The organism is Pseudomonas sp. C9D1, from assembly GCF_056491235.1.
This window is the reverse complement of sequence record NZ_JBSZIE010000002.1, coordinates 3,481,954-3,508,132: the sequence shown is the minus strand read 5'-3', so window position 1 is coordinate 3,508,132 and position 26,179 is coordinate 3,481,954. Positions and strand designations below refer to the sequence as shown.

Annotated in this window: 29 protein-coding genes; 8 read left to right on the top strand and 21 right to left on the bottom strand. The window is 66.8% G+C overall.

The window, feature by feature from the left end:
* Positions 1 to 23: 23 nt before the first annotated feature.
* Genes ACXI0U_RS24020 through coxB form a run of 3 tightly spaced genes read right to left on the bottom strand, consistent with a single transcriptional unit; the run spans position 24 to position 3,295 of the window.
* Positions 24 to 575 (bottom strand): cytochrome c oxidase assembly protein, encoded by a 552-nt coding sequence (locus ACXI0U_RS24020; RefSeq protein WP_184488204.1) that lies wholly within the window; start codon positions 573 to 575, stop codon positions 24 to 26.
* A 1-nt stretch (position 576) separates the two neighbouring features.
* The gene (gene ctaD / locus ACXI0U_RS24015; protein WP_021219881.1) at positions 577 to 2,166 is read right to left on the bottom strand and encodes a cytochrome c oxidase subunit I; all 1,590 of its coding nucleotides are present in this window, start codon (positions 2,164 to 2,166) and stop codon (positions 577 to 579) included.
* A gap of 1 nt (position 2,167) precedes the next feature.
* Complete coding sequence (gene coxB, locus ACXI0U_RS24010) at positions 2,168 to 3,295, bottom strand: cytochrome c oxidase subunit II (protein WP_043241915.1); 1,128 nt, start codon at positions 3,293 to 3,295, stop codon at positions 2,168 to 2,170.
* 375 nt (positions 3,296 to 3,670) lie between these two features.
* Between coxB and ACXI0U_RS24005 the strand changes: the two genes are divergently transcribed.
* Positions 3,671 to 4,330 carry a hypothetical protein gene (locus ACXI0U_RS24005; protein ID WP_043241913.1) on the top strand — a complete coding sequence of 220 codons (660 nt, stop codon included), beginning with the start codon at positions 3,671 to 3,673 and terminating at the stop codon, positions 4,328 to 4,330.
* A 3-nt stretch (positions 4,331 to 4,333) separates the two neighbouring features.
* Here the strand turns inward: ACXI0U_RS24005 and ACXI0U_RS24000 are convergent, their stop codons facing one another.
* From ACXI0U_RS24000 to ACXI0U_RS23945, 12 genes are all read right to left on the bottom strand, one after another.
* Entirely contained in the window at positions 4,334 to 5,863 is a 1,530-nt protein-coding gene (locus ACXI0U_RS24000) for a SulP family inorganic anion transporter (RefSeq protein ID WP_021219884.1), read from the bottom strand.
* 72 nt (positions 5,864 to 5,935) lie between these two features.
* On the bottom strand, positions 5,936 to 6,583 hold the full coding sequence (locus ACXI0U_RS23995) for a carbonic anhydrase (RefSeq protein ID WP_374981977.1): 648 nt from the start codon (positions 6,581 to 6,583) through the stop codon (positions 5,936 to 5,938).
* A 367-nt stretch (positions 6,584 to 6,950) separates the two neighbouring features.
* The gene (locus ACXI0U_RS23990; RefSeq protein WP_021219886.1) at positions 6,951 to 7,655 is read right to left on the bottom strand and encodes a carbonic anhydrase; all 705 of its coding nucleotides are present in this window, start codon (positions 7,653 to 7,655) and stop codon (positions 6,951 to 6,953) included.
* Between the two features lie 148 nt (positions 7,656 to 7,803).
* Positions 7,804 to 8,862 carry a PA0069 family radical SAM protein gene (locus ACXI0U_RS23985; RefSeq protein WP_374979467.1) on the bottom strand — a complete coding sequence of 353 codons (1,059 nt, stop codon included), beginning with the start codon at positions 8,860 to 8,862 and terminating at the stop codon, positions 7,804 to 7,806.
* 83 nt (positions 8,863 to 8,945) lie between these two features.
* Entirely contained in the window at positions 8,946 to 9,467 is a 522-nt protein-coding gene (locus tag ACXI0U_RS23980) for a hypothetical protein (protein WP_374979466.1), read from the bottom strand.
* Positions 9,464 to 10,288: a hypothetical protein gene (locus ACXI0U_RS23975; RefSeq protein ID WP_021219889.1), complete on the bottom strand. Its 825-nt coding sequence runs from the start codon at positions 10,286 to 10,288 to the stop codon at positions 9,464 to 9,466. The genes ACXI0U_RS23980 and ACXI0U_RS23975 overlap by 4 nt, the downstream gene beginning before the upstream one ends.
* A 128-nt stretch (positions 10,289 to 10,416) precedes the next feature.
* Positions 10,417 to 11,058 (bottom strand): Vat family streptogramin A O-acetyltransferase, encoded by a 642-nt coding sequence (locus ACXI0U_RS23970; protein ID WP_043241907.1) that lies wholly within the window; start codon positions 11,056 to 11,058, stop codon positions 10,417 to 10,419.
* Positions 11,059 to 11,095: 37 nt separating this feature from the next.
* Complete coding sequence (locus ACXI0U_RS23965; protein ID WP_479550911.1) at positions 11,096 to 11,875, bottom strand: DUF3658 domain-containing protein; 780 nt, start codon at positions 11,873 to 11,875, stop codon at positions 11,096 to 11,098.
* A gap of 81 nt (positions 11,876 to 11,956) precedes the next feature.
* Positions 11,957 to 13,336 carry a hypothetical protein gene (locus tag ACXI0U_RS23960; protein WP_479550910.1) on the bottom strand — a complete coding sequence of 460 codons (1,380 nt, stop codon included), beginning with the start codon at positions 13,334 to 13,336 and terminating at the stop codon, positions 11,957 to 11,959.
* Between the two features lie 21 nt (positions 13,337 to 13,357).
* Positions 13,358 to 13,639, bottom strand: coding sequence for a YheV family putative zinc ribbon protein (locus ACXI0U_RS23955; protein ID WP_021219893.1), 282 nt, complete (start codon positions 13,637 to 13,639; stop codon positions 13,358 to 13,360).
* A complete protein-coding gene (prlC, locus tag ACXI0U_RS23950; RefSeq protein ID WP_435634797.1) occupies positions 13,636 to 15,684 on the bottom strand; it encodes an oligopeptidase A in 2,049 nt (682 codons plus the stop codon). The genes ACXI0U_RS23955 and prlC overlap by 4 nt, the downstream gene beginning before the upstream one ends.
* Positions 15,685 to 15,766: 82 nt before the next feature.
* Positions 15,767 to 15,955: a hypothetical protein gene (locus tag ACXI0U_RS23945; protein ID WP_431483055.1), complete on the bottom strand. Its 189-nt coding sequence runs from the start codon at positions 15,953 to 15,955 to the stop codon at positions 15,767 to 15,769.
* Between the two features lie 167 nt (positions 15,956 to 16,122).
* On the opposite strand from ACXI0U_RS23945, the gene ACXI0U_RS23940 reads away from it, so the two are divergent.
* Complete coding sequence (locus ACXI0U_RS23940) at positions 16,123 to 16,668, top strand: gamma carbonic anhydrase family protein (RefSeq protein ID WP_271659532.1); 546 nt, start codon at positions 16,123 to 16,125, stop codon at positions 16,666 to 16,668.
* A 90-nt stretch (positions 16,669 to 16,758) separates the two neighbouring features.
* Complete coding sequence (locus tag ACXI0U_RS23935) at positions 16,759 to 17,406, top strand: HAD family hydrolase (RefSeq protein ID WP_271659531.1); 648 nt, start codon at positions 16,759 to 16,761, stop codon at positions 17,404 to 17,406.
* 56 nt (positions 17,407 to 17,462) lie between these two features.
* Here the strand turns inward: ACXI0U_RS23935 and ACXI0U_RS23930 are convergent, their stop codons facing one another.
* Complete coding sequence (locus tag ACXI0U_RS23930; protein WP_031287857.1) at positions 17,463 to 17,696, bottom strand: DUF1161 domain-containing protein; 234 nt, start codon at positions 17,694 to 17,696, stop codon at positions 17,463 to 17,465.
* Positions 17,697 to 17,727: 31 nt separating this feature from the next.
* Entirely contained in the window at positions 17,728 to 18,825 is a 1,098-nt protein-coding gene (locus ACXI0U_RS23925; RefSeq protein ID WP_350447380.1) for an aminopeptidase, read from the bottom strand.
* Between the two features lie 49 nt (positions 18,826 to 18,874).
* Here ACXI0U_RS23925 and ACXI0U_RS23920 point away from each other — a divergent pair, with 49 nt between their 5' ends.
* Positions 18,875 to 19,291, top strand: a complete 417-nt coding sequence (locus ACXI0U_RS23920) for a PA0061/PA0062 family lipoprotein (protein WP_350447379.1) — start codon at positions 18,875 to 18,877, stop codon at positions 19,289 to 19,291.
* A gap of 51 nt (positions 19,292 to 19,342) precedes the next feature.
* Positions 19,343 to 19,762, top strand: a complete 420-nt coding sequence (locus tag ACXI0U_RS23915) for a PA0061/PA0062 family lipoprotein (RefSeq protein ID WP_265170181.1) — start codon at positions 19,343 to 19,345, stop codon at positions 19,760 to 19,762.
* A 1-nt stretch (position 19,763) separates the two neighbouring features.
* Here ACXI0U_RS23915 and ACXI0U_RS23910 read toward each other — a convergent pair whose 3' ends face one another.
* From ACXI0U_RS23910 to ACXI0U_RS23900, 3 genes are all read right to left on the bottom strand, one after another.
* On the bottom strand, positions 19,764 to 20,762 hold the full coding sequence (locus ACXI0U_RS23910) for an LLM class flavin-dependent oxidoreductase (RefSeq protein WP_423727701.1): 999 nt from the start codon (positions 20,760 to 20,762) through the stop codon (positions 19,764 to 19,766).
* 191 nt (positions 20,763 to 20,953) lie between these two features.
* Positions 20,954 to 21,178, bottom strand: coding sequence for a DUF1161 domain-containing protein (locus ACXI0U_RS23905; RefSeq protein ID WP_021219903.1), 225 nt, complete (start codon positions 21,176 to 21,178; stop codon positions 20,954 to 20,956).
* Positions 21,179 to 21,335: 157 nt separating this feature from the next.
* Positions 21,336 to 21,551 carry a dodecin gene (locus ACXI0U_RS23900; RefSeq protein ID WP_043241890.1) on the bottom strand — a complete coding sequence of 72 codons (216 nt, stop codon included), beginning with the start codon at positions 21,549 to 21,551 and terminating at the stop codon, positions 21,336 to 21,338.
* Between the two features lie 137 nt (positions 21,552 to 21,688).
* Between ACXI0U_RS23900 and ACXI0U_RS23895 the strand changes: the two genes are divergently transcribed.
* Complete coding sequence (locus ACXI0U_RS23895) at positions 21,689 to 22,012, top strand: hypothetical protein (RefSeq protein ID WP_021219905.1); 324 nt, start codon at positions 21,689 to 21,691, stop codon at positions 22,010 to 22,012.
* 112 nt (positions 22,013 to 22,124) lie between these two features.
* Here the strand turns inward: ACXI0U_RS23895 and ACXI0U_RS23890 are convergent, their stop codons facing one another.
* The gene (locus ACXI0U_RS23890) at positions 22,125 to 24,371 is read right to left on the bottom strand and encodes a TonB-dependent siderophore receptor (protein ID WP_374979456.1); all 2,247 of its coding nucleotides are present in this window, start codon (positions 24,369 to 24,371) and stop codon (positions 22,125 to 22,127) included.
* Between the two features lie 296 nt (positions 24,372 to 24,667).
* Between ACXI0U_RS23890 and ACXI0U_RS23885 the strand changes: the two genes are divergently transcribed.
* Both ACXI0U_RS23885 and ACXI0U_RS23880 read left to right on the top strand, forming a co-directional pair.
* Positions 24,668 to 25,168 (top strand): sigma-70 family RNA polymerase sigma factor, encoded by a 501-nt coding sequence (locus tag ACXI0U_RS23885; protein WP_479550909.1) that lies wholly within the window; start codon positions 24,668 to 24,670, stop codon positions 25,166 to 25,168.
* Positions 25,165 to 26,127, top strand: coding sequence for a DUF4880 domain-containing protein (locus ACXI0U_RS23880; RefSeq protein ID WP_479550908.1), 963 nt, complete (start codon positions 25,165 to 25,167; stop codon positions 26,125 to 26,127). Before ACXI0U_RS23885 ends, ACXI0U_RS23880 begins: the two co-directional genes overlap by 4 nt.
* Positions 26,128 to 26,179: the final 52 nt, after the last annotated feature.

Here is a 26,179-nt window from a genome sequence, read left to right as displayed (position 1 = left end):
TTGTTGTTCTCCTTGTCGGCGCGTCAGCTGCCGGTCTTGGCGACCGGGGGCTTGCGGGCCGTGATATCGAACAGCGTGTAAGCGAGTGTCAGGTGGTGCACGTCGGGCGGCAGGTCGCGGTCGACGATGAAGCGCACCGGCATTTCGATGCGCTCGCCCGGTTGCAGGACCTGCTGGGTGAAGCAGAAGCATTCGGTCTTGTGGAAGTACGCGGCAGCCTTGGACGGCGAGATGCTCGGCACCGCCTGGGCGGTCATGGGCTTGTCCGTCGTGTTGTGGGCGATGAACAGCATCTCGTTGCTGGCCCCCGGGTGCACCACCAGGTCGTCCGCCTTGGAGCGGAATTCCCAGGTCATGTCCGCCGAGTTGGTGGCGAGGAACTGCACCCGCACCTGGCGTTGCTCGTCCAGCGCCTGGCTGCCTTCGTAGGCGGAGGCATTGGTCTTGCCGTTGATGCCGAAGGCCACGCACATCACGTCGTAGATCGGCACCAGGGCGAAACCGAAGCCGAACATCGCCACCACCAGCACCAGCAGGCGTGGAATCAGGCGGCGATTGTTCAGTTCCCCGCTCATCTCACTTCACCTCCGGCGGGGTGCTGAAGGTGTGGTACGGCGCCGGCGAGGGCACGGTCCACTCCAGCCCTTCGGCACCGTCCCACGGCTTGGCCGGTGCGGGTTTGCCGCCACGGATGCACTTGATGACGATGAACAGGAAGAGCAGCTGGGTGGCGCCGAAGGTGAAGGCGCCGATGGAGGAGATCATGTTGAAGTCGGCGAACTGCAGGTTGTAGTCCGGGATGCGTCGCGGCATGCCGGCCAGCCCCACGAAGTGCATGGGGAAGAACGCCATGTTCATGCCGATGAAGCTCATCCAGAAATGCAGCTTGCCGAGGGTCTCGTCGTACATGTGGCCGGTCCACTTCGGCAGCCAGTAATAGGCCGAGGCGAAGATGCCGAAGATGGCGCCGGGCACCAGCACGTAGTGGAAGTGGGCCACCACGAAGTAGGTGTCGTGGTACTGGAAGTCCGCCGGGGCGATGGCCAGCATCAGCCCGGAGAAGCCGCCGATGGTGAAGAGGATGACGAAGGCCACCGCGAACAGCATCGGTGTCTCGAAGGTCATCGAGCCCTGCCACATGGTGCTGGCCCAGTTGAACACCTTCACCCCGGTGGGCACGGCGATCAGCATGGTGGCGTACATGAAGAACAGCTCGCCGGTCAGCGGGATGCCGACCACGAACATGTGGTGCGCCCAGACGATGAAGGAGAGGAAGGCGATGGAGGCCGTGGCGTAGACCATCGAGGTGTAGCCGAACAGCGGCTTGCGCGCGAAGGCCGGGATGATCGAACTGACCGCGCCGAAGGCGGGCAGGATCATGATGTACACCTCGGGGTGGCCGAAGAACCAGAACACGTGCTGGAACAGCACCGGGTCGCCACCGCCGGCCGCGCTGAAGAAGCTGGTGCCGAAGTGGATGTCCATCAGCATCATGGTCACGCAGCCCGCCAGCACCGGCATCACCGCGATGAGCAGGAAGGCGGTGATTAGCCAGGTCCAGACGAACAGCGGCATTTTCATCAGGGTCATGCCCGGGGCACGCAGGTTGAGGATGGTGGCGATCACGTTGATCGCGCCCATGATCGAGCTGATGCCCATCAGGTGGATGGCGAAGATGAAGTAGGTGACGCTCTCCGGCGCGTAGGTAGTGGACAGCGGCGCGTAGAAGGTCCAGCCGAAGTTGGGCCCGCCGCCGGCGGTGAACAGGGTGCTGATGAGCAGGCCGAAGGCGGCGGGCAACAGCCAGAAGCTGAAGTTGTTCATGCGCGGCAGGGCCATGTCCGGCGCGCCGACCATCAGCGGGATCATCCAGTTGGCCAGGCCGACGAAGGCCGGCATCACCGCGCCGAAGACCATGATCAGGCCGTGCATGGTGGTCATCTGGTTGAAGAAGGCCGGTTCGACGATCTGCAGCCCGGGCTGGAACAGCTCGGCGCGGATCACCATCGCCATGGAACCCCCGAGGAGGAACATGGCGAAGGCGAACCACAGGTACATGGTGCCGATGTCCTTGTGGTTGGTGGTGAGCACCCAGCGCATCAGGCCCTTGGCCGGGCCGTGGTGGTGATCATGCCCGGCATGATCGTGGTCGATCACTGCACTCATGTCATTTCTCCTCGGCTTGCTTGAGCGCAAGCACTTCTTTCGGCGTCACCATGTCGCCCTTGGCGTTGCCCCAGGCGTTGCGTTCGTAGGTGATGACGGCGGCGATATCGACTTCCGACAGCTGCTTGCCGAAGGCGGCCATCGCGGTGCCGGGTTTGCCGTGGAAGACGATGCTGAGGTGGTCTTCCTTCGGCCCGGTGGCGATCTTCGAGCCCTTGAGCGCCGGGAACATGGGCGGCATGCCCTGGCCCTCGGCCTGGTGACAGGCGGCGCAGGTGGTGTGGTAGACCTTGTCGCCACGGGCGGTGAGCTCTTCGAGCGTCCACTCCTTGTCGGTCAGCTCCTTGAGCTTGGCCACCTCTTCCTTGCGGCCGGCGAGCCACTTGGCGAAGTCCTCCTTGGACTTGGCCTCGACCACGATGGGCATGAAGCCGTGGTCCTTGCCGCACAGCTCGGCGCACTGGCCGCGGTAGATGCCGGGCTTGTCGATGCGCGTCCAGGCTTCGTTGACGAAGCCGGGGATGGCGTCACGCTTGACCGCCAGCGCCGGTACCCACCAGGAGTGGATGACGTCGGCGGCGGTGATCAGGAAGCGCACCTTGGTGCCCACCGGGATCACCAGCGGCTCGTCCACCTCCAGCAGGTAGTGCTCGTCCTTCTCCGCCTTGTTGTGGATCTGCTCGGCGGGGGTGGCGAGGTTGCTGAAGAATTCGACGTCCTGGCCCAGGTACTTGTAGTTCCACTTCCACTGGTAGCCGGTGACCTGGATATCCAGCTCGGATTCGGAACTGTCGTAGATGTCGATCAGGGTCTTGGTGGCAGGTATCGCCATCAGCACCAGGATGACGAAGGGCACGACCGTCCAGAGGATCTCCACCGTGGTGCTCTCGTGGAAATGCGCCGGCTCCTGGCCGGTGGAGCGACGGTGGATGATCATCGACCAGAACATGGCACCGAACACGATCACGCCGATGACGACGCAGATCCAGAAGATGGTCATGTGCAGATCGAAAACGGTACGACTGACCTCGGTGGCACCGGGCGTCATGTTGACGGTCCAGGCGGCCTGCGCCTGGCTGAAAATCGACCACAGCAGGAGTCCCATCCAGACTCGTGGATGTCGCATCATTGCGGGTTCCCCTTATCGTTCTTGTTATCCCGCCGGCTGGGCCAGCGGCTAAGGGAGCGGTCGTTAATACGGCTGACTTTAACGGCCGACCTTCAGCACGTGGTGCACAGTCGGGTGTCATCAGGTATCGCCTTTCGAGTCGGAGTATAGACACCGACTTGAAGCTGGCAACGCGATGGGAAAATTGGCGCAAGGGCCGCAAGCCTTGTCCTAAACGCCACGGCTGGCGCGGGGTTGGCGGGAGTGCGCGGTGGCCGTTATCGCGACCATGCATAAGCATTGCGGCATTATGACAATCGGGTCTTAGCTGGCCGCCGGGGCGAGCTAAGTTGTGTCTTCCCCTCCCTTAGATCCATGTCCTATCCAGGAGCAGTCATGAATACCCTCGCCCTGCGCGAACTCATCCAGCGAGCCCACGAACAGGAAGCCCGGAGCGGGCACCTGGCGCGCATCCTCTCCACCCAGCTGGACCGCCTCCACCCCGCCATCCGCCTGCCCGACGACGACGCCCAGGGCGTGCTGGCGCGCTTCGTCAGCGCTTATATCGAACAGGTGCCGGACGTGCTCGACGCCGCCGCCAACGTCGCCCGCGAAGCCGGTATCGAGGCCCAGGTGAAGCCGGTGCTGAAGGTGGCCGAGCAGTTCTTCCTGCAGCCGCCGAGCATGGTGGAAGGCCACGAGGGCCTGGACGGCCTGCTCGACGAGGCCTACCTCGCCCACCGCCTGGTGGAGGAAGTGAACGACCGCTACATCGCCCACCTGGGCGAGCCGCTGATCCCCCTGGACACCACCGTGGCCAACCTCATCGCCCACCGGCTGATCGGCGAACCCTTCGCCAACCAGCTGGACGAAGCCGTGCACCATGCAGTGGACGGCATGCTCGACGAGGCGGTGTTCGAGCGCGCCTCGGTGCAACACTACCGCGACAGGCTGCACGACCCAAAGGTGGAAGCGGCGTGGAAGCGCTGGCCCTGCCTCTCGCGCCAGCTCGGCGTCGAACTGCAGCTGGACCAGGCACAACGCGCCGCCAGCTGATCTTCAGACGGCGCGGCCGCGCAGGCTGAGCAGCCGTCCCTCCAGGCGCCGGTTCAGGGCACGGGGCTCGATCTGCAGGGCCCCACCCTGGCGCTGCGCGGCGCGCCCCCAATCCTCCAGCAGTTCCATGCAGGCATGGTCGATGTAGCTGAGGTTATCCAGCGGCACCTGCAGCCGCGTGCCCGGCGCCACCCCCTCCAGCACCCGCGCCAGCTGCGGCACCCGCAGGAAGGTGGCGGCGCCGGCCAGGCGCAGCTCGGCCTCGCCGGGGGCACCCTGCACCAGGGCGACCTTCAGGCGCGAAGCCTTCCAGGCCAACTTGGCCAGGGTCAGGGCGAAGCCGATGAGCACGCCGCTGAGCAGGTCGAAGGCGACGATGCCCAGTGCCGTGGCGGCATAGATCAGCAAGGGTGCGCGGCCGTAGCGCGAGAGGCTGCGCATGGCCTTGGCATCCACCAGCTTGAAGCCGGTGAACACCAGCACGCCGGCCAGGGCGGCCACCGGGATGCTCTGCAGCACCGCCGGCAACAGCGCCACGAAAGCCAGCAGCCAGGCACCGTGCAGCACGGCCGACAGGCGCGTGCGGGCACCGGCCTGGACGTTGGCCGAGCTGCGCACGATCACCCCGGTCATGGGCAGCGCGCCGAGTACGCCACAGAGCAGGTTGCCCACGCCCTGGGCCGACAGCTCGCGGTCCAGGTCGGAGCGCGGCCCAGCGTGCATGCGGTCTACGGCGGCGGCGGAAAGCAGCGTCTCGGCACTGGCGACGAAGGCCACCACCAGCGCCGCCAAAAGGATCTGCGGGTCGGCCAGGCCGAGCAGGTCGGCCGGTCGCAGCCAGTCGATGGCTTCGCCCAGGGTGGCCGGCACCGTCACCCGTTGCACATCGAGCGCCAGGGCCAGGCTGGCCAAGGTCGCCAGGCTGACACCGATCAGCGCGCCGGGCAGGAAACGCAGCGACTGCGGGCGCCAGCGCTCCCAGCCCCACATGCAGGCGATGGTGCCCAGGCCCAGCGCCGCGGCGGCCAGGCCGCCGCCGGAACCGACCTGGGCGAGCGCGTTGATCAGCGTCTCGGGGAACGCCAGCAGGTTCTCCAGACCCGAGGCGTGGGGCCTGGCATCGAACATCACATGCACCTGCGACATCACGATGAGCGCGCCGATGCCGGCGAGCATGCCGTAGACCACCGCTGGCGCCGTGACCCGGAACCAGCAGCCCAGGCGCAGGCGCCCGGCGCACAGCTGCAACAGCCCGGCCAGCACCAGGATCGGCCCGAGCATGGCCATGCCGTGCTCGCGCACCAGCTCGAAGACCAGCACGGCGAGGCCGGCCGCCGGGCCGCTGACCTGCAACGGCGAGCCCGCCAGCCAGCCGACCACCAGGCCGCCGACGATGCCGGTGATCAGGCCCTTGGCCGGCGGCATGCCGGAGGCGATGGCGATGCCCATGCACAGTGGCAGGGCGACGAGGAAGACCACCACCGAGGCCAGCAGGTCCCGGGGTAGCGTGGATTGAAGGGAAGCAAGGCGCATGTCGCGATCTCCTGCGGCACGAAAGGGGGACGCGCGGCGGTCTCGGCCGCCACGGCGTATGGGAAGGGGGCGTCAGGACGCCAGGTAGCGCGGGCGCGGTGTCGCCATGGCGGCGCGGCCTTGCTCCAGCGGCCGGAAGCGGCCGGCCTCGGCGTCGTAGGCGCGGATGGCGGCGGTCTCGATGTCGTAGACCCAGCCGTGGATGAACAGCTGGCCGGCGGCCAGGCGCGCGGCCACCGCCGGGTGGGTGCGCAGGTGGTCGAGCTGGGCCACCACGTTCTCCTCGGTGAGCACGCCGAGGGCATCGTGGCCCACGCAATCGCAGTTGCGTTCCACCAGGCTGCGGGCCACCTCGGCGTGACGCAGCCAGGCGCTGACGGTGGGCATGCCGTTCAGGGATTCCGGGGCCAGCACCGCCTTCATGGCGCCGCAATCGGAATGGCCGCAGACGATGAGGTGCTGCACGCCCAGGGCCATGACCGCGTACTCGATGGCGGTGGAGACGCCACCGTTCATCTGGCCGTAGGGCGGCACCAGGTTGCCGACGTTGCGGGTGACGAAGAGATCGCCCGGCGCGCTGTGGGTGATCAGCTCCGGGGCCACCCGCGAGTCGGCGCAGGTGATGAACATGGCCCGCGGCGACTGGCGCTGCGCCAGCTGCTGGAAGAGGGCGCGTTGCCGGGGGAAGGTCTCCTCGCGAAAACGCCGGCAGCCCTGCATCAGGGTGTCGAAGGCGGCCTGGGCGTCGATGGCGTCGGAGGGGGCGGGCGGGATGCTGCGGATGTCCTGGTTCATGGTTTCTCCTGTTTGCGTTCCGAGCGGGCCGATGGCCCTCGTGACCTGCCGCTTGATGGCAGATTGCAACCCGACCGGGCGGTCGGGATGGAGAAAAACCTTAGGCGCGCAGACTTAACTCAAACTGAAGAAACCGCTCTGGAATGAGCATTACAGACGAATGGCCGATAGCAGTCTGCCAGCCCGGACTGGTGATGGGACGACCGTGCAGAAGTTCGACGAAGCAAAAGCGCAGCCACGAGAGGAAGGAAGGGAACGGACGGCGCCCCGGCCGCAACCGGGGCGCCGGGGCTCACAGGTAGCGGGCGCGGGGCGTGGCCATCGGCAGCGGGCCATCACCGATGGTGCGGAAGCGACCGCTCTCGGCGTCGTAGGCGCGGATGGCGGCGGTCTCGATGTCGTAGACCCAGCCATGGATGAACAGCTGGCCGCTGGCCAGGCGCGCCGCCACCGAGGGGTGGGTGCGCAGGTGGTCGAGCTGGGCCACCACGTTCTCCTCGGTGAGCACGCCGAGGGTTTCGTGGTTGGCGCAGCCGCAGTTCTCGGCGACCACGGTGCGGGCCACTTCGGCATGGCGCAGCCAGGCCTTGACGGTGGGCATGCGCTCCAGCTGCTCGGGGTTGAGCACCGCCTTCATAGCGCCGCAGTCGGAGTGGCCGCAGATGATGATGTGGTGCACGCCGAGGGCCATGACGGCGAACTCGATGGCGGTGGAAACGCCACCGTTCATCTGCCCGTAGGGCGGTACCACGTTGCCGACGTTGCGGGTAACGAACAGGTCGCCGGGAGAGCTCTGGGTGATCAGTTCCGGGACGATGCGCGAGTCGGCGCAGGTGATGAACATGGCGCGGGGTTTCTGCTCATGGGCCAGGCGCTTGAACAGCTCTTCCTGCTCCGGGTAGACCTGGTCGCGGAAACGCTGGAAACCTTCGACGATGTTGCGCAGCGCTTCTTCAGCGCTTTCCTGGGTTTGCGGGGTATCGTGCTCGTCGCTCATGCCGACCTCGTTCGCCTTGGGACTCTGTAGGGGAAAGTGGGATTACTTTACCGATATGGTCGGATTTATCCGACCCCCTACAGGACACCGTTCGGCGTGTTCCGGTCACACTTCGGCCCCGCAAAAGCCCTTCCGCCCATCCTTTCGCTCACAGCAACGCCATCTGCCCACCAGGCGGACAGAAGCGCGAGCAGTCCAGCGCCACGTCGCCACGTTTCTCCAGGCCCAGGCGGCGCATGGCGACGGCGAAGCGCTGGGCCAGCAGCTGGGCGAAGGCGCCTTCACCGCTGAAGCGCTTGCCGAAGCGGCTGTCGTAGACCTCGCCGCCGCGGCACTGGCGGATGATGCTCATCACATGGGCAGCCCGTTGCGGGTAGTGGGCCTGCAGCCACTCCTCGAACAGCGGCGCCACCTCCCGGGGCAAGCGCACCAGCATGTAGGAGGCGCTGCGCGCGCCGGCGTCACGGGCGGCCTCCAGCAGGCTTTCCAGCTCGCTGTCGTTGATCATCGGGATCATCGGCGAGCAGAGCACGCCCACCGGAATACGGTTTTCACGCAGCACACGGATCGCCCGCAGGCGCGCGGATGGCGCGGCGGCGCGGGGCTCGAGCACGCGCTTGAGCTCATCTTCGAGGGTGGTGAGGCTGATCATCACCTTGACCAGGCGCTGCTCGGCCAGCTGGCTCAACAGGTCGAGGTCACGCAGCACCAGTGAGCCCTTGGTGACGATGGTCAGCGGATGGCGGTAGCGCAGCAGCACCTCGAGTATCTGCCGGGTCAGGCGATGCTCGCGCTCGATGGGCTGGTAGGGGTCGGTGTTGGCGCCCAGGGCGATGGGCGCGCACTGGTAGCCGGGCTTGCTCAGCTGTTGCTCCAGCAGGGCGGCAGCGTTGGTCTTGGCGATCAGCCGGGTTTCGAAATCGATGCCCGGGGACATGTCCCAATAGGCGTGGCTGGGCCGTGCATAGCAGTAGATGCAGCCGTGTTCACAGCCGCGATAGGGGTTTATCGAGCGGTCGAAGGGCAGGTCCGGCGACTGGTTGCGGGCGATGATGCTCTTGGCCGTCTCGATGCGCACTTCGGTGGCGCGGGTCGGCGGCACCTCCTGGTACCAGCCGTCGTCCTCGGCCACCGAGAGGGTCGGGGCGAAACGGTTGAACGGGTTGCTGCCGGTTCCCCGGCCACGGGGCGGGAGGGTGACGGACATGGCGAGGCGCTCCGGAAAATACTGTATGCATGAACAGTATATTCTTACAGCGTCCTACGCCAGCCGGTTTTCGTCGGAAAGCCCTACTCGTCCTCGTCGGACTCGCTCGGCGGGGTAAAGGGCTCGATCAGGTATTGGCGACCGTGGGCCTTGCAGTCGGCGAGGGTGCCTTCGGCCGAGGAGCGCAGTTGCAGGAAGCTGCTGCCGAAGCGCTGCTCGTCGGTGTCCACCAGGCCGTCCTTCAGGTCCACGGTATTGGCCATGGCCATGGAGTCGGCGTACTTGAATGCATCGCTCACGCCGGATTTTCCGGTCCAGAGCACGATGCGCTGGCCTTCCTGCCAATGCACCGCCGCCTTGCGCTTGCCATCCGGCCACTGGTAGCCGACCACGCAGAAGTGGTTGGCGCTGTCGTTGCGCTTGGCCTGCACCAGCAGGAAGCGCATGTCCTGCTCGGGGTCGGCGAAGGTCTTGTCCTCGGCGATGTCGAAACGCGCCACCTGGCCGGTGTAGATCGACGGGCCGAAGGACTCGGCCGCGCAGGCACCAAGGGTGACGAAAAGCAGGGCGCCGGAGAAGAGTCCGGCCAGGCGTGAGCTGTTCATTTCTTCGGTTTACCCGGGTTGTTGGGGTTGTCGATAAAGGCCTGGGTGAGGCTGAAGAAGGTCTGGCCACCCTTGTCCACCGCCTTGATGAAGTAGCCGCCCGGGTCGCTGCCTTCGGTCATCCAGCCATAGACCGGCGGCTTGTAGGGCTTGGCGACACTCTTGCCCGCCGCCACGTCCAGCGCGTTCTGCACATGCTGGCGGACGAAGGAGAAACGCAGGTCGCTGCCATCGTTGGCCAACCGCAGGTAGCTGTCGATCTTGCCTTCCTTGGCGCCGATGGCCGGATAGTTGCCGAACCCCTCGAACTGCAGCGGGTCACGGGCGGTGATGAAGCCGGTCATGGTCTTGTTGGCGGGCTTGCCGAAGTGCTTCGGTTCGGAGAACGCCATGCGGTTCTCGATCACCTGGCGCATCAGCTGCATGGAGAACAGCGCTTCCTCAAGGCCTCCCGCGTTCTTCGGCACCACCGACTCGGCCAGCAACAGGCGCGCGAGGCAGCCTTCGTCGGTCTTGCCATCGGGCAGCGTCAGCGCTTCCAGCACGGTGATGACCACGTGGATGCCCGAGGGCAGGTCATCGACGGCGGAAAAGGCTTCGACGCGCACCGACTGGCAGGCGCGCAGGGCCTTGATGGTGATGCTCTGTTCACTCTGGCGGTCGTTGGCATCCTGCTTCACTTCCAGGCAGGTGTTGGCGCTTTTGATGCGGTAGTGCTTCTTGCCCGGTCCCAGGCCGTTGAGCTTCAGCTTGAGCACGTTGCCGACCACCAGTTCGAGGCTGCCGACGACCGGAAGTTTGTTGCGGGTAAAGGTGGGCACCTGGGGTCTCCTTGCTGTATTGCCGCCCTCTGCGACGGCTCCCTGTGCAGCGGGGCACAGCAGGGAAAACTACTCCCGGCCCCGCGCCGGGGCAAGGTGCCCGCTCGGCGGAAGTGACGCAGTTCGCCTCAGCCTTCCCGGGCGCAGCGCTCCAGGGCGTCGAGATCGGCGGCCATGATCGCCGCCATGTGCCGGCTGATCTTCTCCACCGGCCAGTCCCACCAGGCCAGGGCGAGCAGGCGTTCCACCACTTCATCGGGGAAGCGCCGCTTCAGCGGTTCGGCCGGGTTGCCGCCGACGATGCTGTAGGGCGCCACGTCGCGGGTCACCACCGAGCGCGAGGAAATGATGGCGCCATCACCGATCTTCACCCCGGGCATGATCAGCGCCTCGTAGCCGATCCACACGTCGTTGCCGATCAGGGTGTCGCCCTTGTTGGGAAACTCGGACAGCTCCGGCATGTGCCGCTCCCAGCCGCCGCCGAAGATCTGGAAGGGGTAGGTGGAGAAGCCGGAGAGCTTGTGGTTGGCGCCGTTCATGATGAACTTCACCCCGCGCGCGATGGCGCAGAAGCGCCCGATCACCAGGCGATCGCCGATGAAGGGGAAGAGATAGAGCACGTTGCGCTCGAAGTTCTCCGAGTCGTCCGGGTCGTCGTAATAGGTGTATTCGCCGATCTCGATCTGCGGGTTGTTCACCGTGTTGCGGATGAAGCAGACCTGGGGGAAGCCCGCCATGGGGTGCGGGTTGCGGGGGTCGGGTCCGTGCATGAAGCCTCCGGCTCGAAGGAATGAGTGCAGCCCGGAATCAACCGGGCAGGCGCACCTGCAGGCCGCCGTAGCCATTGGCACCGGGTTCGCCCTCGATCTGGACCCGGCCCTGGACGGCCAGTTCCCGAGCGCGCCAGAAGAGGAAGAAGTCGGTGGCGAAGAAGCCGTCGCAATGGCCCATGACATCGGCCATCACCCGGCCCAGCGGGCGCCATTCAGGGGTGCAGCGCTCCAGCAGGTCGGCATCGATAAAGCTGAAGTCTTCACCCTGGAAGGCCCCGTCGCGCCAGCGGCGGATGCCCGCGCCCTCGCTGAGCACATCACGCCATTGCGCCGCCAACTGCTGTCGACGCTCCGGCCCCACCAGTTTGGGCAGGTACAGCTCGGCGAGTTCGGCCGGCGCGTGCATGGCCACCGCGCGGCGGCTGGCCACGCGGCTGTCACCGCTGCCGCAGGGCACTTCCCAGAGGGGCAGCTCGCTGTGCTCCAAGGCCGCCGCGACGCGGGCCAGCAGCAGTTGCTCGGAGGCGCTGTCGCCATGCCAGACGGTGACCGCATGACTCTGCCCAGCCAGGCCGGCGAGCCATTGGGCGTCTTCGCCCAGGCCGCTTTCGAAGTCCGGCACCGGCTGCACCGCAACCGGCCATACCGCGCGCCAGAAGGCGGCGCGACGGGTGCAAGGCGGCTGTTCGATGCCGCTCAGCGGGCCGACGGCGAGGTCATCGCGCAGCACCCGCAGGAACTGCCGCGCCACCTCCTCGCCAAGCACGAAAGCGACGCCTTCGACCGCGTTGTCACCGCATACCAAGTGCCACATGACGCCCTCTCTGAACCCTTGTGCTCGCGGGGGAAGATCCACCCTGGGTGTCGGAATCTAACACTGTCATAAGCGCCACGCTCAAGGCTGCTGGCGCTGCAGCCCCTGGATGACTTCCGCCTCGAATGCCTTGCCGCTTTCCATCGCCTGCTCCGGTTCGGCCCGCTGCAACAGGCCGCGCTCGAATGCCGCGTTCACCGCAGCATTGGGGCCGGCCAGCACCAGCGACATCTGGTCGCCACTGGCCAGCGGCACAAATGCCACGTCCAGCCGGCGGTCATCGGCGACTCGCTGCAGCAGTTGCAGCACGGCCTGGACGTCGTACCAGTCGCCGTAGTTCTGCGCCTCCAGGCGATAGACCGAGCCATCGGCATAGGCACTCAGCCGGTAGGGGCCCTGGTCGTCCGCCGGGTAGCGCTCCTCGAACACCACATCCTGCAGCGTCGACCCGGCCAGGCGCGCCAGGCGCCGCAACAGCGAATCGTGCTGGTTGGGGAACATCCCGGTCTCGGTGTCGAAGCCGTACAGGTAGTCGGCGGCACTCAGCAGGAACTCCGGGTCGGCACTGGCCTGCTCATCCACCTTGAGCGCCTGCACCCGGCTGAAGCCGAGGGTAGCCAGCTCGGCGATGCGACGCGCGACAAGAGCCCTGTCGACGTGCGGCTCGTCCTCGCCCTGAGCCTCTGCCCCGTAGTGCGGCGAGGGGCTGCACATCGGATCGCGCAGGCGACGCTGGCAGGCCGCCTGCGCCAGTGCGCGTCCCTGAGGGTCGTCGCTCCGCAGGAAAGCCAGTGCGACCTGGTCGGCCTTGTCCTGGTCGGTGATCCGCCCATGGATGCGCAACAACGCACGGTTGGCCTCGGCCTGTTTCAGGTGCACGAGGGTGAAGGCGGCGGCGCGCAGCTCATAGGCTTCAGCGCTCGGGATCATCGCGGTGACGGCCTGCTCCAGGCGCGGCTCGAAAGCGGGCACGGGCGCTTCCTGCCCGGCGTAGAACGCCAGCACCGCGCGGGCCGGCGTATCCGGGCGCAACAGCAAGGGACGGTCCGATGCCTGGGCGCAGCCCTTCGCGAAAGGTACGGAGACGATGCGGCGGATCAGGTCGTCCGGCCCTTGCAGGCTGTGCCGGGCGAAGGTGCAGAACGCCGGTGACAGCTCGCTGAACTGCAAGTGCGATTGCCACAGGCGCTCGACCGCGACGGCCTCCGTCGGGCGGACCTGGGCCATTGCCGAACGCCAGCGCTGTAACCAGGGCTCGCTGCCATCGGCGATCTGGTCCAGGGCATGGGCGACGGGTGGGAAACGGCGAGTGTCTTGGTCCCAGGCCTGCAGGTCGGCCGCGCTGTGAGGCAGCGCGGCGCCATAACGCGCGGGCAGTGCCGCAGGCTCGCGGGTGATTTCGCTGGCGACGACAAGGCCGCTGGCCAATGCCAGCAGGCCACAGAGCATCAGACGGATCATCGGCCCTCCCTGGCCTTCAATTCACTCGCTGGGTTTCTTCAGCTTGGGATTGGGGAAGAACTGCACGCCCTGGACCTTGGGGTCGGCCGGCTTGGGCACAGCCTTGTTGACCCGCGTTCCCAGCTCCTTGGGCACCGATTGGCCCTGGGCGTTGAGGGTGTCGGCATAGCCGCAGGCTACGCACTGGCGGTGCGGCACGCCGTCCTCGTCCCACATCTGGATGCGGTCCTGCTCGCTGCACGCCGGGCACACGGCGCCGGCGATGAAGCGTTTCTTGGTGACGTTCACGGGACCTTCGCTCATGCGGCCTCCGCGGACAGGCCGAGGTGGCGCAGCAGGGCGTCGATGGAGGGCTCGCGGCCGCGGAAGTCGACGAACAGCACCATGGGCTCCTGGGAGCCGCCACGGGCGAGGATGGCCTCGCGGAAGGCGCGGCCGGTGTCGGCGTTGAACACGCCCTCTTCCTCGAACTTGGAGAAGGCATCGGCGGAGAGCACTTCGGCCCACTTGTAGCTGTAGTAACCAGCCGCGTAACCGCCGGCGAAGATGTGCGCGAAGCTGTTGGCGAAGCGGTTGAAGGCCGGCGGGCGCATCACCGAGACCTCGGCGCGGATGCCTTCGAGCACCTCCAGCACGCTGCGGCCATCGCCGTGGGTGGCGTGCAGCTCGAAGTCGAACAGGGAGAACTCCAGCTGGCGCACCATCATCAGGCCGGACTGGAAGTTCTTCGCGGCGAGCATCTTGTCCAGCAGGTCCTGGGGCAAGGCCTCGCCACTCTGGTAGTGGCCGGAGATCAGGGCCAGGCCTTCCGGCTCCCAGCACCAGTTCTCCATGAACTGGCTGGGCAGCTCGACCGCGTCCCAGGCCACGCCGTTGATGCCGGAGGCACCGGCGTGCTCGACGCGGGTCAGCAGGTGGTGCAGGCCGTGGCCAAATTCGTGGAACAGGGTGGTGACTTCATCGTGGGTCAGCAGCGCGGGCTTGTCGCCCACGGCCGGGGTGAAGTTGCACACCAGGTTGGCCACCGGGCTGACCAGCGTGCCGGCGGACGTGCGGCGCTTGTCGCGGGCACCGTCCATCCAGGCGCCGCCACGCTTGTTGGCGCGGGCATAGAGGTCGAAGAAGAAACGGCCGACGTGCTGGCCGTTCTCGCTGATCTCGAACAGGCGCACGTCCGGGTGCCAGGTGTCGAAGCCCGACAGCTCACGGATTTCGATGCCGTAGAGCTTCTGCACGATGGCGAAGAGGCCGGTGAGCACCTTGTCGATGGGGAAGTAGGCGCGGAGGATTTCCTGGGAAATGCTGTAGCGCTGCTCACGCAGCTTCTCGGCGTAGTAGCCGGTGTCCCAGCTCTGCAGGTCGTCCAGGCCCTGTTCGGCGGCGAAGGCACGCAACTCGTCGAGGTCCTGCTTGGCGAAGGGCTTGCTGCGCACGGCTAGGTCGCGGAGGAAGCTCAGCACTTGGTCGCTGGTCTCGGCCATCTTGGTGGCCAGGCTCAGCTCGGCGTAGCTGCCGAAGCCGAGCAGGGCGGCCAGCTCCTGGCGCAGGTCGAGGATCTGCTCCATCACCGGGCCGTTGTCGTTCTGGCCGGCATTGGGCCCCTGGTCGGAGGCGCGGGTGCAGTAGGCGGTGTAGACCTCTTCGCGCAGGGCGCGGTCGTTGGCGTAGGTCATCACCGCGTAGTAGCTGGGGAACTCCAGGCTGATCAGCCAGCCGTCCAGGCCCTTGGCCTTGGCGGCCTGGGCCATCTGCGCGCGGGCGGATTCGGTCAGGCCATCCAGCGCGGCTTCGTCGCTGACCTGTTTGGTCCAGGCCTGGGTGGCGTCCAGCAGCTGGTTGGAGAAGCGGCTGGTGAGCTCGGAGAGCTTCATCTGGATTTCGCCATAGCGCTGCTGCTTGTCGCTCGGCAGGTCGATGCCGGACAGGCGGAAGTCGCGCAGGGCGTGTTCGAGGATGGTCTTCTGCGCCACGTCGAAGCCGGCGGCCTCGGGGCTGCTGGCCAGGGCCTCATAGGCCTGGAACAGTTCGCGGTTCTGGCCCAGCTCGGTCCAGTACTCGGACAGCTTGGGCAGGCAGGCCTCGTAGGCGCTGCGCAGCTCGGCGCTGTTGCACACGGCGTTGAGGTGGCTCACGGGGCTCCAGGCGCGGCCCAGGCGCTCGCCCAGTTCGTCCAGCGCCAGCACCAGGCCTTGCCAGGTCGGCGTGCCCTCCTGGCGGGCGAGCAGCGCATCGATGGCAGCACGGCTGTCAGCGAGGATGGTGTCGATGGCGGGCTCTACATGCTCCGGGCGGATGGCGGAGTAGGGCGGCAGGTCGAAGTCCTGAAGAAGGGGATTGCTGGAGCTCACGGCATTCACCTGTTGCGTCTGGAAAGGTTGATGGAGCGTAGATACCGGGAAAGAGAGAGGGGGCACAAGGCCCCCTCCTGAATCATTTCCTGCGCCTGGACAAGTGCCAGGAACCGTTCAATGGTATCCCGCTCACCCCCCGGGCGATCTTCTGGATCTGCCCCCCACGCCGCAGATAGGCGGCGACCTGGGATTCGAGGGATTCACGGGTTACCGTGGCCGCTGCGGCTTTGGTTCTGTTCGCAGAGGATCTGAAACGCAAGGTAGTCATGGACTCTCTCCTTTTCCAGAGACGGCCAGCCACATTGCCAGATTTTTGACGGTCCTACGCCGGGTGCACCTAATGAGTGGGACAACCGACGCGCCACGAGGTTTAACCCGGGTCGATGGCGTTCATCTTAATTACAATCGGCGCACAACGCAGCCACAGGACTTTCTATGAGCGCGATAAGAACCTACCGGGGCACCGCTCCACAGCTGGCCGAGCGGGTTTTCGTCGACCGGTCCGCCGTGGTCATCGGCGATGTCGAACTGGGCGATGACAGCTCCGTCTGGCCCTTCACCCTGATTCGCGGCGACATGCACCGTATCCGCATCGGGGCACGTACCAGCGTGCAGGACGGCAGTGTCCTGCATATCACCCACGCCGGTCCCTTCAACCCGGACGGCTTTCCCCTGCTCATCGGCGACGATGTGACCATAGGACACAAGGTCACCCTGCACGGCTGCACCCTGGGCAACCGCATCCTGGTGGGCATGGGCAGCATCGTCATGGACGGCGTCGTGGTGGAAGACGACGTGGTGATCGGCGCCGGCAGCCTGGTACCACCGGGCAAGCGCCTGGAAAGCGGCTACCTCTATGTCGGCAGCCCGGTGAAACAGGCTCGCCCGCTGAGCGACAAGGAAAAGGCCTTCTTCACTTACAGCGCCGCCAACTACGTGAAGCTGAAGGACCTGCATATCGCCGAGGGATACGGCCAGTGACGCCGCCGGCCGACCATGCCCAGCGGATGCTCGGCACGGCCGGCCAACCCCGCTATCCTGCCAACCCCCGAGCCCAGACCGCCTAAAGCCATGCACCAGCAGAACATCCTCTTCGACCTCGATGGCACCCTCACCGACCCGCGCGAGGGCATCACCCGTTCGATCCAGTACGCCCTGGGCAAGCTGGACATCCACGAGCCGGACCTGGCGCGCCTGGAGCACTTCATCGGCCCGCCGCTGCTGCAGTGCTTCATGCAGACCTACGCCTTCGACGAGCCCCGTGCCTGGGAGGCGGTGAACCACTACCGCGACCGCTTCCAGGTCACCGGCCTCTACGAGAACCGCGTGTTCGACGGCGTCGCCGAACTGCTGAGGATGCTCGGCGAGCAGGGCCGCACCCTGTACATCGCCACCAGCAAGCCGGCGGTGTTCGCCCGCGAGATCGCCCGGCACTTCGATTTCGCCAGGCACTTCAAGGTGATCTACGGCAGCGAGCTGGACGGCACCCGCACCAACAAGGTGGAGCTGATCCGCCACCTGCTGGACGAGGAAGGGCTGGACCCGGCCGAGACACTGATGATCGGCGACCGCAAGCACGACCTGATCGGCGCCCGGGAGAATGGCCTGCAGGCCATTGGCGTCGGCTACGGTTTCGGCAGCCATGAGGAATTGATGGCGGAAGCCCCGGCCTGGTACTTCGCCACCCTGGCGGAGATGCACCAGGCCTTCGCGCGCTAGCACTCGGGCTCTCGGCAGGTAGCCCGGGCTTCAGCCCGGGGGATTCAACGCAGGGCTCAGGTCCCGTTACGCTGGTAGACGATCTTCTTAGTGCCGTTCTCGCAGGTGCCGACCACCATGTTCGGGTCTTCCACCTCGGCAGCCGGCACGATCTCCAGCGTGTAGGCGGTCACCCCGGCGGCCTGGATCTTCACCTCGATCTCCTGCTTGAGTTCCTCGCAAGGCTTGGGTGCCGCCACGGCGGCGCTGCCCAGCAGGCCGAGCAGCACGGCCAATCCCCATCTGTTCATCGCACACCTCCTCTGTCAGGCGAATCCACGTTCATTCGACCGATGCGGCCACCGGCGAGTTCTCCGGCATCAACGCGGCCACAGCCGCCTGGCGTTGCATGGGCTCGAGCGCGGCCAGCGCCGCCACCCGCTCGTAGAAATCGGTCCAGCCGGCACTGCGTCGGTACAGCTCGGCGAAGGCCGGCACCCAGCGGTCGTAGAGGCCGAAGGGCAGCAGCTTGGCGTTGTTCAGCGGGCTTTCGATCCAGCCGTCGTAGCGGCCGACACCCTGCCACTGGCTGTCGCGCAGCTGGCGGTAGTCATGGCGCAGGCGCTCGAACTCGGCCTGCTTGGCCGCGCGCTTCTCGGCATCCGGGCGGTCGCTGGCGTAGAGCTTCTCCAGGCGCTCACGGCTGGCCAGCACCAGTGCGGTGAACTGCTCGCGCTGGCGCACGCCCTCCTCGCCACCCGCCGGCAGGCCCTGGCTGGCACGCCACTGGCGCAAGCCCTCGCGCTCGACGAAGCTGGCGAAGGATTCGTTGAAGGCACTGTCGTCGGCGACGTACAGCTGCTGGTGCGCCAGCTCATGGAAGATCACCGCCGCCAGCCGGTCCTCGTCCCAGCGCACCATGCTGCTGAGGATGGGGTCGTCGAACCAGCCCAGGGTGGAATAGGCCTCGACGCCGCCGATCCAGGTATCCAGCCCCTCCTCGCGCATCAACGCCGCAGCGCCACGTGCGCGGCCCGGCTGGTAATAGCCTCGATAGGCGACGCAGCCGGCGATGGGGAAGCAGTGGGTGATGGGCGCCAGGGACAGCTCCGGCGTGGCGAACACATTCCACACCACGAAGGGCCTGTGGATATCTGCATAGACGCGGTAGCTGCCATTGTCCGGCAGGGCCAGCTCGGCGCTGGCGAAAACCCGCGCCCGCTGCGAGAGCGCCAGGCGCTGGCGCAAGGTGGCGTCGCGGCTGGGGTCGGCGAGCACCCGCGCCACCGGCTCACGGGCGTGCAGCAACTGCAGCTGCCCGCTGGCCAGCTGGCCGTAGTAGTCCAGGCTGGAGCAACCGTTCAGCGCCAGGGCGAGCAGCAACGGAACCGCCAGGGTGCGGACGCGGTCGAGAGAGGCTAGAAGAATGGTGGCCGGCATGGCGTGAAGCTAGCGCATGGGCCCACCGCACGCCATAAGGAGTTGCCGCATGCGTCGCCTGCTTCCCACTGTCCTGCTGCTCAACCTCGGCGGCTGCTCGCTGATCATGCCGAGCCACGACCCCGACCAGGCCTGGATCGACCTCGATCAGCCGGAAAAGCACGCCCTGCAGGCGGCCAGCGTGGACCGCCAGCCCCTGGAGGACGATCGCTACTTCCAGGTGACCCCCGGCAGCCATGAACTGGAAGTGCGCTTCAGCTTCGATGTCGACGGCCACGACATCGGCCCCCAGCGCGAAGCCATGACCCGCACCTGTCTGCTGAAGCTGGACTACCCGGCGTTCAGCGCCGGCCAGCGCTACGAACTCAAGGCCGGCGGCATCGGCTTCCGCCCCTGGGCGCGGCTCTATACCGACGACAACCGCGAAGTGGCGCGAGCCCGGGAAAGCCGCTGCGGCGATGTCTGAAAACGGGCGGCGGGTTTATCCTGCACGCCACGCCCTCCCGAGGATTCCGCCATGCGCAAGCTACCCGCCGCGCTCCTGCTGGCCAGCCTGACCGCCTGCGCCGGCCCGCTGCCCCAACCCGACCCGGCTCAGGCCTGGATCGACCTGCGCGGCGAGCCGGGCACCAGCTTCATGGCCGATCGCCTGGACGGCAAGCGCACCGCCGACGGCCGCTACTACCAGGTCAGCCCAGGCCGCCACGAACTGGAGATGCGCTACCAGTTCGAGGTCTCCAGCGGCGGCAGCCTCAATAGCGATTCCGGTTCCTTCCAACTCACCTGCCACGTGCGCATCCGTTACGACGGCTTCGTCGCCGGCGAGCGCTACCGCATCGACGCCCGGCCCATCGTCATGCGCCCGCAGGTGCTGATGTACGACGCCCAGCGCAACGTGGTGGCGCGGGGCGACACCCTGGGTTGCGGGCCGATCTGACTCAGCCGCGCAGGTCGGCGAGGATGTCGAAGGCGCGCAGGCGGTGTTCGTGCTGGTAGACGTCGCAGGTGAAGATCAGCTCGTCGGCGCCGGTCTGCTCCAGCAGCACCTCCAGCTTGCCGCGGATCTTCTCCGGCCCGCCCACCATGGCCATCGCCAGGAAGCTGCCGACCGCCTCCTTCTCGTGGGGCAACCAGCGCCCGGCCATGCTCTCCACCGGCGGGCGCAGCACCAGGCTCTCGCCGCGCATCAGGCTCAGTACACGCTGGTAGACGGTGGTGGCGAGGAAGTCCGCCTCCTCGTCCGTGGGCGCCGCCACCAGGGGCACGCCGAGCATCACGTAGGGCGCATCGAGCACCGCCGAGGGGCGGAAGTGGTTGCGGTACACGCGTATCGCCTCGTGCATGTAGCGCGGCGCGAAGTGCGAGGCGAAGGCGTAGGGCAGGCCCTTCTGCCCGGCCAGCTGGGCGCTGAACAGGCTGGAACCGAGCAGCCAGATCGGCACCCGGGTATCGATGCCCGGCATGGCGATGACCTTCTGGCCTTCCAGGCGCGGGCCGAGCAACAGCTCCAGCTCTTCCACGTCCTGGGGGAAATCGTCGGCGCTGCCGGAACGCTCGCGGCGCAGGGCACGGGCGGTCAGGTGGTCGGCGCCCGGCGCCCGACCGAGGCCCAGCTCGATGCGCCCGGGGTAGAGCGTGGCGAGGGTGCCGAACTGCTCGGCCACCACCAGCGGCGCGTGGTTGGGCAGCATGATCCCGCCGGAGCCGAGGCGCAGCGTCGAGGTATTGGCCGCCAGGTAACCCAGCAGCACCGAGGTGGCGGAACTGGCGATGCCTTCCATGTTGTGGTGCTCGGCCACCCAGAAGCGCGAGAAACCGAGTTGCTCCACATGGCGCGCCAGGGCCAGGGAGTTGTGCAGCGCCTGGGCGGGGCCGCCATCGTCGCGGATGGGGGCCAGGTCGAGAACGGAAAGGGGCAGGGAAGAAAGGGCTGACATAGCGAAGGGACCTTGCTCGGGGGAAGACTCACGCCTTCCGTAAGACACAGGCGAGCTACTGTAGGCCTACCCGGCGGCAGCCACCAGAAGGCACTTTTCGGTAACCAGGGCACCTCCGGGTAAGCCATGGGGCCCGCCTGGCGCCCATAAAAAAGCCGGCGCGAACGCCGGCTTCACTGCTCATCGCGCGATCAATTGCGCTGGTAGACGATTTCCTTGCTGCCCGCTTCGCAGCTGCCGACCACTTTCTTGTCGGTCGCGCTGCCCTTGTCGACGATCTCAAGGGTGTAGGAGGTGGCTCCGTTCGCCTTGATCTTCGCGTCGATTTCGGACTTCAGCTCCTCGCAGGGCTTGGCGGCGGCAAAAGCCGAACCGGCAAGGGTGAACAGGCCAACGGCCAACAACAGTTTCTTCATCGGTAACGCTCCCTCGTTGTAGAAAAGAAAGGCTCGAGCGAGCCAAGGGGACCAGACGTCCCCAAGCGGATGGCACCTGTGGTCTTGTTCGTTGAGACGCCACATGGCCAAACCTGTGTGAGCCTAGCCCAGGGGGCAGGCCTTTTCTGTAAGACGCTCAGCTATCGCTGAGTCGGAATCCGACCTTCAGGGTGACCTGGTAGTGGCCGACCTTGCCGTTCTCGATGTGGCCCCGGGTCTCCACCACCTCGAACCAGTCGAGGTTGCGGATGGACTTCGCCGCCTCGGCCAGGGCGTTGTTGATGGCTTCGTCGATGCTGGTGCGGGAGGAGCCGACGATCTCGATCTTCTTGTAGGTGTGATGATCAGACATGGTTGTTCTCCTTGCTTTCGGAAATGGGCCACTTGCCATCTCAGGCCCGGAATCCCACGAATAAGTTCAGATTAGCTGCACTCCTCGGCGATACGTGGGTCGGACCTAGTACCCCAACCCGAAAGAGGAGGTACGACATGGCTTTCTTCATGTCTTCGCGCAAGAAATCCACCCTGCAGGGCATCGAGCAGGAAATCGAACAACTGCGCAGCGGTATCGAGCGCATCAAGCACGTGGTGGAAGCAGAGTCGCAGCACTCGCTCAGTGCCATCCAGGACGGCGCCCTGCGCACCCTGAGTCGCTCCCGTGATCTGGCCGGCCAGGCCTGGGAGCGCACGGCCAAGGCCGGTATCGCCACCCGCGAGTACGGCCGTGAGCACCCGCTGGCCACCGCTGGCGTCGCGGCGGGCGCCGTAGGTGCCGTGGCCCTGGCGACCTACATGTTGCGCCATCGCGGCTAGATCCGTCGCCCACCCCGAGCCGCCCGCCCAGGGCGGCTTCCACGAGGCCGGCCCCGTCTGAAGGAGCCGGCCTCGTGCCTGCCTGCTCCTCAGCAACCCGCGCGGCGAAGGCTCAGAGCGTCCAGTCCAGCCCCAGGGTCAGGGTGCGCGGTTCGCCCCAGTAAACGCCGTTATAGAAGCCAACCCGCTCGTAGTACTTCTTGTCGAACAGGTTGCTCACGTTGAGCGACACCGACAGGTGCCTGTCGAACTCGTAGCGCGACATCAGCCCCGCCACGCTGTAGGCCTGCTGATGGACGCGGGTGGTCTGGGTGATGATCGCACCGCCGCTGTCGCGCCCCACCGGGCGCCGGGTGTTGCCATAGATCTCGCTCTGCCAGTTCAAGGTGCCGCCGACGGTCAGCGCGCGCCATTGCCCCGGCAGGCGATAGGCCGTCGACAGGCGCAGCATGTTCATCGGCTCACCGCCATTGCTGCGCTGCTTCTCGCCATCCAGCGCGTGGGTGTAGGAGTAGCCGGCCGTCAGGTTCCAGTCCGGCAGGACCTCGCCCGAAACCTCGACCTCGAACCCCTCGGCCTTGCCGCCCTTGCCGCCCGACTTGTAGAACTCCTCGCCGGTGACCGGGTCCGGCGGCACCGAGCTGTCCAGCTCGCCGACGTTGTCCTGCTTGCTCCAGAACACCGCCGTGGCCAGGTTCAGGCGCTCCTCCAGCAGGCTGCCCTTGAGCCCCAGCTCGTAGTTGGCGCCCACCACCGGCTCCAGGTACTTGCGGTTGGCGTCGCGCAGTTCCTGGGGTTTGAAGATGTCGGTGTAGCTGACGTACAGCGTGTATTCGGGGGTCAGGTCGTAGAGCAGGCCGGCATAGGGCGTCCACATGTCGTTGTGCTGCTGGCGGGTGTCCTCGATGCCAGTCAGCTGGTCGTTGGCATCGTACTCATAGCTGCGGGCCTGGTTTTTCCAGCTGCCGTAGCGGCTGCCCAGCACCGCATGCAGGTCATCGCGCAGGCTCAGGCGGGTGGCCAGGTAGCCGGCCTTCTGCCGGGTGCTGCCGTCGGAACCGGGCAGGTGGGTCACGGTGTCGGGGAACTTGCCGATGCCGCCCATGTACTTCCAGTCGTCGATGTCGGTGTAACCCGGGGGTGTCGGGCCGGGAATGGTGTAGGGCGACCAGTCGCGGCGCTCGGCTTCGCCATAGCCCAGCATCAGTTCGTGATCGCGCCCAAGCAGGCTGTAGGGGCCCGCCAGGTTGACGTCATACACGCGCATTTTCTGCGTGCCGATCATGTGGCTGGTCCAGGCGCTCATGCCCGAGCGGTCGGCCTCCGGGATACCGCCACCGCCGTAGTAGACCTTGCCGTCGCTCTCGCTGTCGCGGTGGGTGTAGGCCGCCTTGAGGTGCCAGTCGCCACCCAGCTGCTGGTCGAGGGTCGCGAAGCTTGTCTTGTCCTCGAGGGGCCAGGAACTCCAGTGCGCCGCCATGTTGGTGGAGCGCGGCAGGTTGGCCTTGCCACCCGAGGCATTCCAGTAGGGCAGCGTGCCCCAGGAGGTGCCCTGGACCTGCTTGTCCTGGTAGTCGAAGCCCAGGGCCAGGGTGGTGCTTTCGGTCAGGTCGGCCTCGAGGATGCCGTAGCCCACCTCCCGTTGCTGCGCGTAGTGATCACGGAACGACTGGCTGTCGCGATAGGCCAGCACCGCGCGCCCGCGCAGGCGCCCCTCGAACGCCAGGGGGCCGCCGACATCCACATAGCTGTAGTAGTTGTCGTAGCTGCCACCGCTGGCGCCGGCCCTGGCCGCCCATTCGCGGGTGGGGCGCTTGCGCACCATGTTGACGGTGGCCGAGGGATCACCCGCGCCCGTGGTCAGGCCGGTGGCGCCGCGCACCACCTCGATGCGGTCATAGATGATGGTGTCCGAGTCGGATTTCATGCGGCTGAAGGTGTTGAGCATGCCGTCAACCTGGAAGTTGTCGATGCCATAGCCCCGTGACGAATAGATCGCCCGGTCGGAGTCCAGGTGCTGCACCACCACCCCGGTGGTTTGCCCCAGTACCTCGGTCAGGGTGTCGAGCTTGAAGTCATCCATCTGCTGGCGGGTCACCACCGACACCGACTGCGGGGTCTCCTTGATCGACAGGTTCAAGCGCGTGGCGGTGTTCATGCTGCCGGTGGTGTACGACCCGGTGTTCTCGGTGGTCGCCCCGAGGCCCTCGGCGGTGACGCTGGTGGCCTCCAGCTCCAGGGGCGTAGCGTGCGGATCGGGGCTACGGGCAGGCTCGGTTTCGGCCAGCAGGGCGGGGCTGAGCGCCGCGCCACAGAGGCCCAATGTGATCGTCATGAAACGGGTGAATGGCACGAACATCGCTGCCGACTCCTTGTCGTCGAGTGAAAAATTCCGTTGCACTGGAGACGAAGAGGGGGCGGCTTATTTAGCCTTTACGAGAATAATTATCATCTGAAAGGTCAGGAAAACGCCCTTGATGAGGCGCCGAGGGCAGGCATGACGAGGGCTGCTGCAGCCCTGCAGAAGGCGGCGTATCGGTGCGCCGGAAGCTTGGCCCCTGGCCCGCTGCATCGGACCCGCAACGGTTCAGGTGGACCTGCACGGGCATTTGTATAAGATACGACGCATTCTCATTTGTATCCGGTTCCCCTCCCGTGTCCGCGTCCAGCAAACTGGGTTTCTTCTTCAGCGACCACCACCGCTGGCTGCTGCAGCATGTGCAGCGGCAGCTGCGCAACCGCGCGGACGCCGAAGACACGGCGGCCGAAACCTTCTGCCAGCTGCTGGTCGCCCAGGTCGACCCGGCCACCATCGAGCAGCCCCGCGCCTACCTCTCCACCATCGCCCGGCGGCTGATCTTCGACCGCCACCGGCGCCGGCGCCTGGAGCAGGCCTACCTGGAGCGGCTGATGCAGCTGCCGGAGGAGCTGGCCCCCTCGCCGGAAGAGATCCACCTGCTGCTGGAAGCCCTGCACGCCGTCGACCGCAGCCTCGCCGGCCTGCCCCAGGCGGTGAAGAAGGCCTTCCTCATGAGCCAGCTCGACGGCCTCGGCTACGCCGAGATCGGCCGCCGCCTGGACGTCTCCGAGCGCACCGTCGGCCGCTACATGACCCAGGCCCTGCGCCAGTGCTACCTCACCGGGGTGCAGCCATGAGCCAGGCCCCTATCGACCGCGCCGGCGAAGAAGCCATCGCCTGGATGGTGCGGCTGCGCGCCGGCACGCCCGACGCCCGCCAGCAGGCCCGTTTCGAAACCTGGCTGAACAGCGACAGCAGCCACCAGGACGCCTGGGCCCGCCTGCAAGGCGGCCTCGGCGGCCACTACGACACCCTGCGCAGCTTCGAGCGGCGCGCCCCGGGCCAGGCCCGCGAAGCCCTGCTGCAACCGGAACTGTCACGACGCAACCTGCTGCGTGGCCTGGCCGGCCTCGGCCTGCTGGGTGGCGGCCTCTGGCTCGGCGCCAGCAGCCAGGCCGGGCAGGCGTTGATGGCCGACCTGCGCACCGGCACCGGCGAGCGACGCCGCTTCACCCTGGCCAATGGCAGCCTGCTGGAGCTCAACGCCGACAGCGCCGTCGACCTCGACGTCTCCACCAACGCCCACTTGTTGCACCTGCGCCAGGGCGCGCTGGTGATCAGTGCGGCCCAGGGCAGCACCCAGCCCCTGGTGGTGCGTACCCGCCAGGGCGACGTGCGCACCCTGGGCGGGCGCCTGCTGGTGGAACAGCTCGCGGAAAGCACCCGCGCGGTGGCACTGGAGCGCGGCGCCCAGGCGTCGCAGTTGCCGGGCGGCTCCCTCGGCCTCGGCGAAGGGCAGGCGGCGCTGCTGCATGCCCGCCACATCGAACTGCTCAGCGGCGACCAGCGCAACCGCGCGGGCTGGCTGCAAGGCCGCCTCAATGTGCTGGACGAGCCCCTGGAGGCGGTGATCGACGCCCTGCGCCCCTACCGACGCGGGCTGATCCGGGTCAGCCCCGAGGTCCGCCAGATCAAGGTCCAGGGTGTGTTCCCCCTGGACGACCCCGACCGCGCGCTCACCGCCCTGGGCGAAACCCTGCCGATCCACGTCGACACCTACGGCCCCTGGCTGACCTTGATCAGCGCGGCCGTTTGAATGCCGCGAAGCCCATGGATAGCGGCCTGCACAGGCAGCGAATGAAAATTCA

Bases quoted from the DNA above. Each gene is read 5' to 3' on its own strand.
- ACXI0U_RS23925 (WP_350447380.1), bottom strand. From the start codon at position 18,825: ATGCCGGCCACCATTCTTCTAGCCTCTCTCGACCGCGTCCGCACCCTG.
- ACXI0U_RS24000 (WP_021219884.1), bottom strand. From the start codon at position 5,863: ATGCGCCTTGCTTCCCTTCAATCCACGCTACCCCGGGACCTGCTGGCC.
- ACXI0U_RS23940 (WP_271659532.1), top strand. From the start codon at position 16,123: ATGAGCGCGATAAGAACCTACCGGGGCACCGCTCCACAGCTGGCCGAG.
- ACXI0U_RS23955 (WP_021219893.1), bottom strand. From the start codon at position 13,639: ATGAGCGAAGGTCCCGTGAACGTCACCAAGAAACGCTTCATCGCCGGC.
- ACXI0U_RS23935 (WP_271659531.1), top strand. From the start codon at position 16,759: ATGCACCAGCAGAACATCCTCTTCGACCTCGATGGCACCCTCACCGAC.
- ACXI0U_RS23880 (WP_479550908.1), top strand. From the start codon at position 25,165: ATGAGCCAGGCCCCTATCGACCGCGCCGGCGAAGAAGCCATCGCCTGG.
- ACXI0U_RS24020 (WP_184488204.1), bottom strand. From the start codon at position 575: ATGAGCGGGGAACTGAACAATCGCCGCCTGATTCCACGCCTGCTGGTG.
- ACXI0U_RS23920 (WP_350447379.1), top strand. From the start codon at position 18,875: ATGCGTCGCCTGCTTCCCACTGTCCTGCTGCTCAACCTCGGCGGCTGC.
- ACXI0U_RS23995 (WP_374981977.1), bottom strand. From the start codon at position 6,583: ATGCAGGGCTGCCGGCGTTTTCGCGAGGAGACCTTCCCCCGGCAACGC.
- ACXI0U_RS23910 (WP_423727701.1), bottom strand. From the start codon at position 20,762: ATGTCAGCCCTTTCTTCCCTGCCCCTTTCCGTTCTCGACCTGGCCCCC.
- ACXI0U_RS23970 (WP_043241907.1), bottom strand. From the start codon at position 11,058: ATGCACGGACCCGACCCCCGCAACCCGCACCCCATGGCGGGCTTCCCC.
- ACXI0U_RS23900 (WP_043241890.1), bottom strand. From the start codon at position 21,551: ATGTCTGATCATCACACCTACAAGAAGATCGAGATCGTCGGCTCCTCC.
- ACXI0U_RS23990 (WP_021219886.1), bottom strand. From the start codon at position 7,655: ATGAGCGACGAGCACGATACCCCGCAAACCCAGGAAAGCGCTGAAGAA.
- ACXI0U_RS23890 (WP_374979456.1), bottom strand. From the start codon at position 24,371: ATGTTCGTGCCATTCACCCGTTTCATGACGATCACATTGGGCCTCTGT.
- ACXI0U_RS23895 (WP_021219905.1), top strand. From the start codon at position 21,689: ATGGCTTTCTTCATGTCTTCGCGCAAGAAATCCACCCTGCAGGGCATC.
- ACXI0U_RS23985 (WP_374979467.1), bottom strand. From the start codon at position 8,862: ATGTCCGTCACCCTCCCGCCCCGTGGCCGGGGAACCGGCAGCAACCCG.
- ctaD (WP_021219881.1), bottom strand. From the start codon at position 2,166: ATGAGTGCAGTGATCGACCACGATCATGCCGGGCATGATCACCACCAC.
- ACXI0U_RS23930 (WP_031287857.1), bottom strand. From the start codon at position 17,696: ATGAACAGATGGGGATTGGCCGTGCTGCTCGGCCTGCTGGGCAGCGCC.
- coxB (WP_043241915.1), bottom strand. From the start codon at position 3,295: ATGATGCGACATCCACGAGTCTGGATGGGACTCCTGCTGTGGTCGATT.
- ACXI0U_RS24005 (WP_043241913.1), top strand. From the start codon at position 3,671: ATGAATACCCTCGCCCTGCGCGAACTCATCCAGCGAGCCCACGAACAG.
- ACXI0U_RS23960 (WP_479550910.1), bottom strand. From the start codon at position 13,336: ATGATCCGTCTGATGCTCTGTGGCCTGCTGGCATTGGCCAGCGGCCTT.
- ACXI0U_RS23965 (WP_479550911.1), bottom strand. From the start codon at position 11,875: ATGTGGCACTTGGTATGCGGTGACAACGCGGTCGAAGGCGTCGCTTTC.
- ACXI0U_RS23905 (WP_021219903.1), bottom strand. From the start codon at position 21,178: ATGAAGAAACTGTTGTTGGCCGTTGGCCTGTTCACCCTTGCCGGTTCG.
- ACXI0U_RS23945 (WP_431483055.1), bottom strand. From the start codon at position 15,955: ATGACTACCTTGCGTTTCAGATCCTCTGCGAACAGAACCAAAGCCGCA.
- ACXI0U_RS23915 (WP_265170181.1), top strand. From the start codon at position 19,343: ATGCGCAAGCTACCCGCCGCGCTCCTGCTGGCCAGCCTGACCGCCTGC.
- ACXI0U_RS23980 (WP_374979466.1), bottom strand. From the start codon at position 9,467: ATGAACAGCTCACGCCTGGCCGGACTCTTCTCCGGCGCCCTGCTTTTC.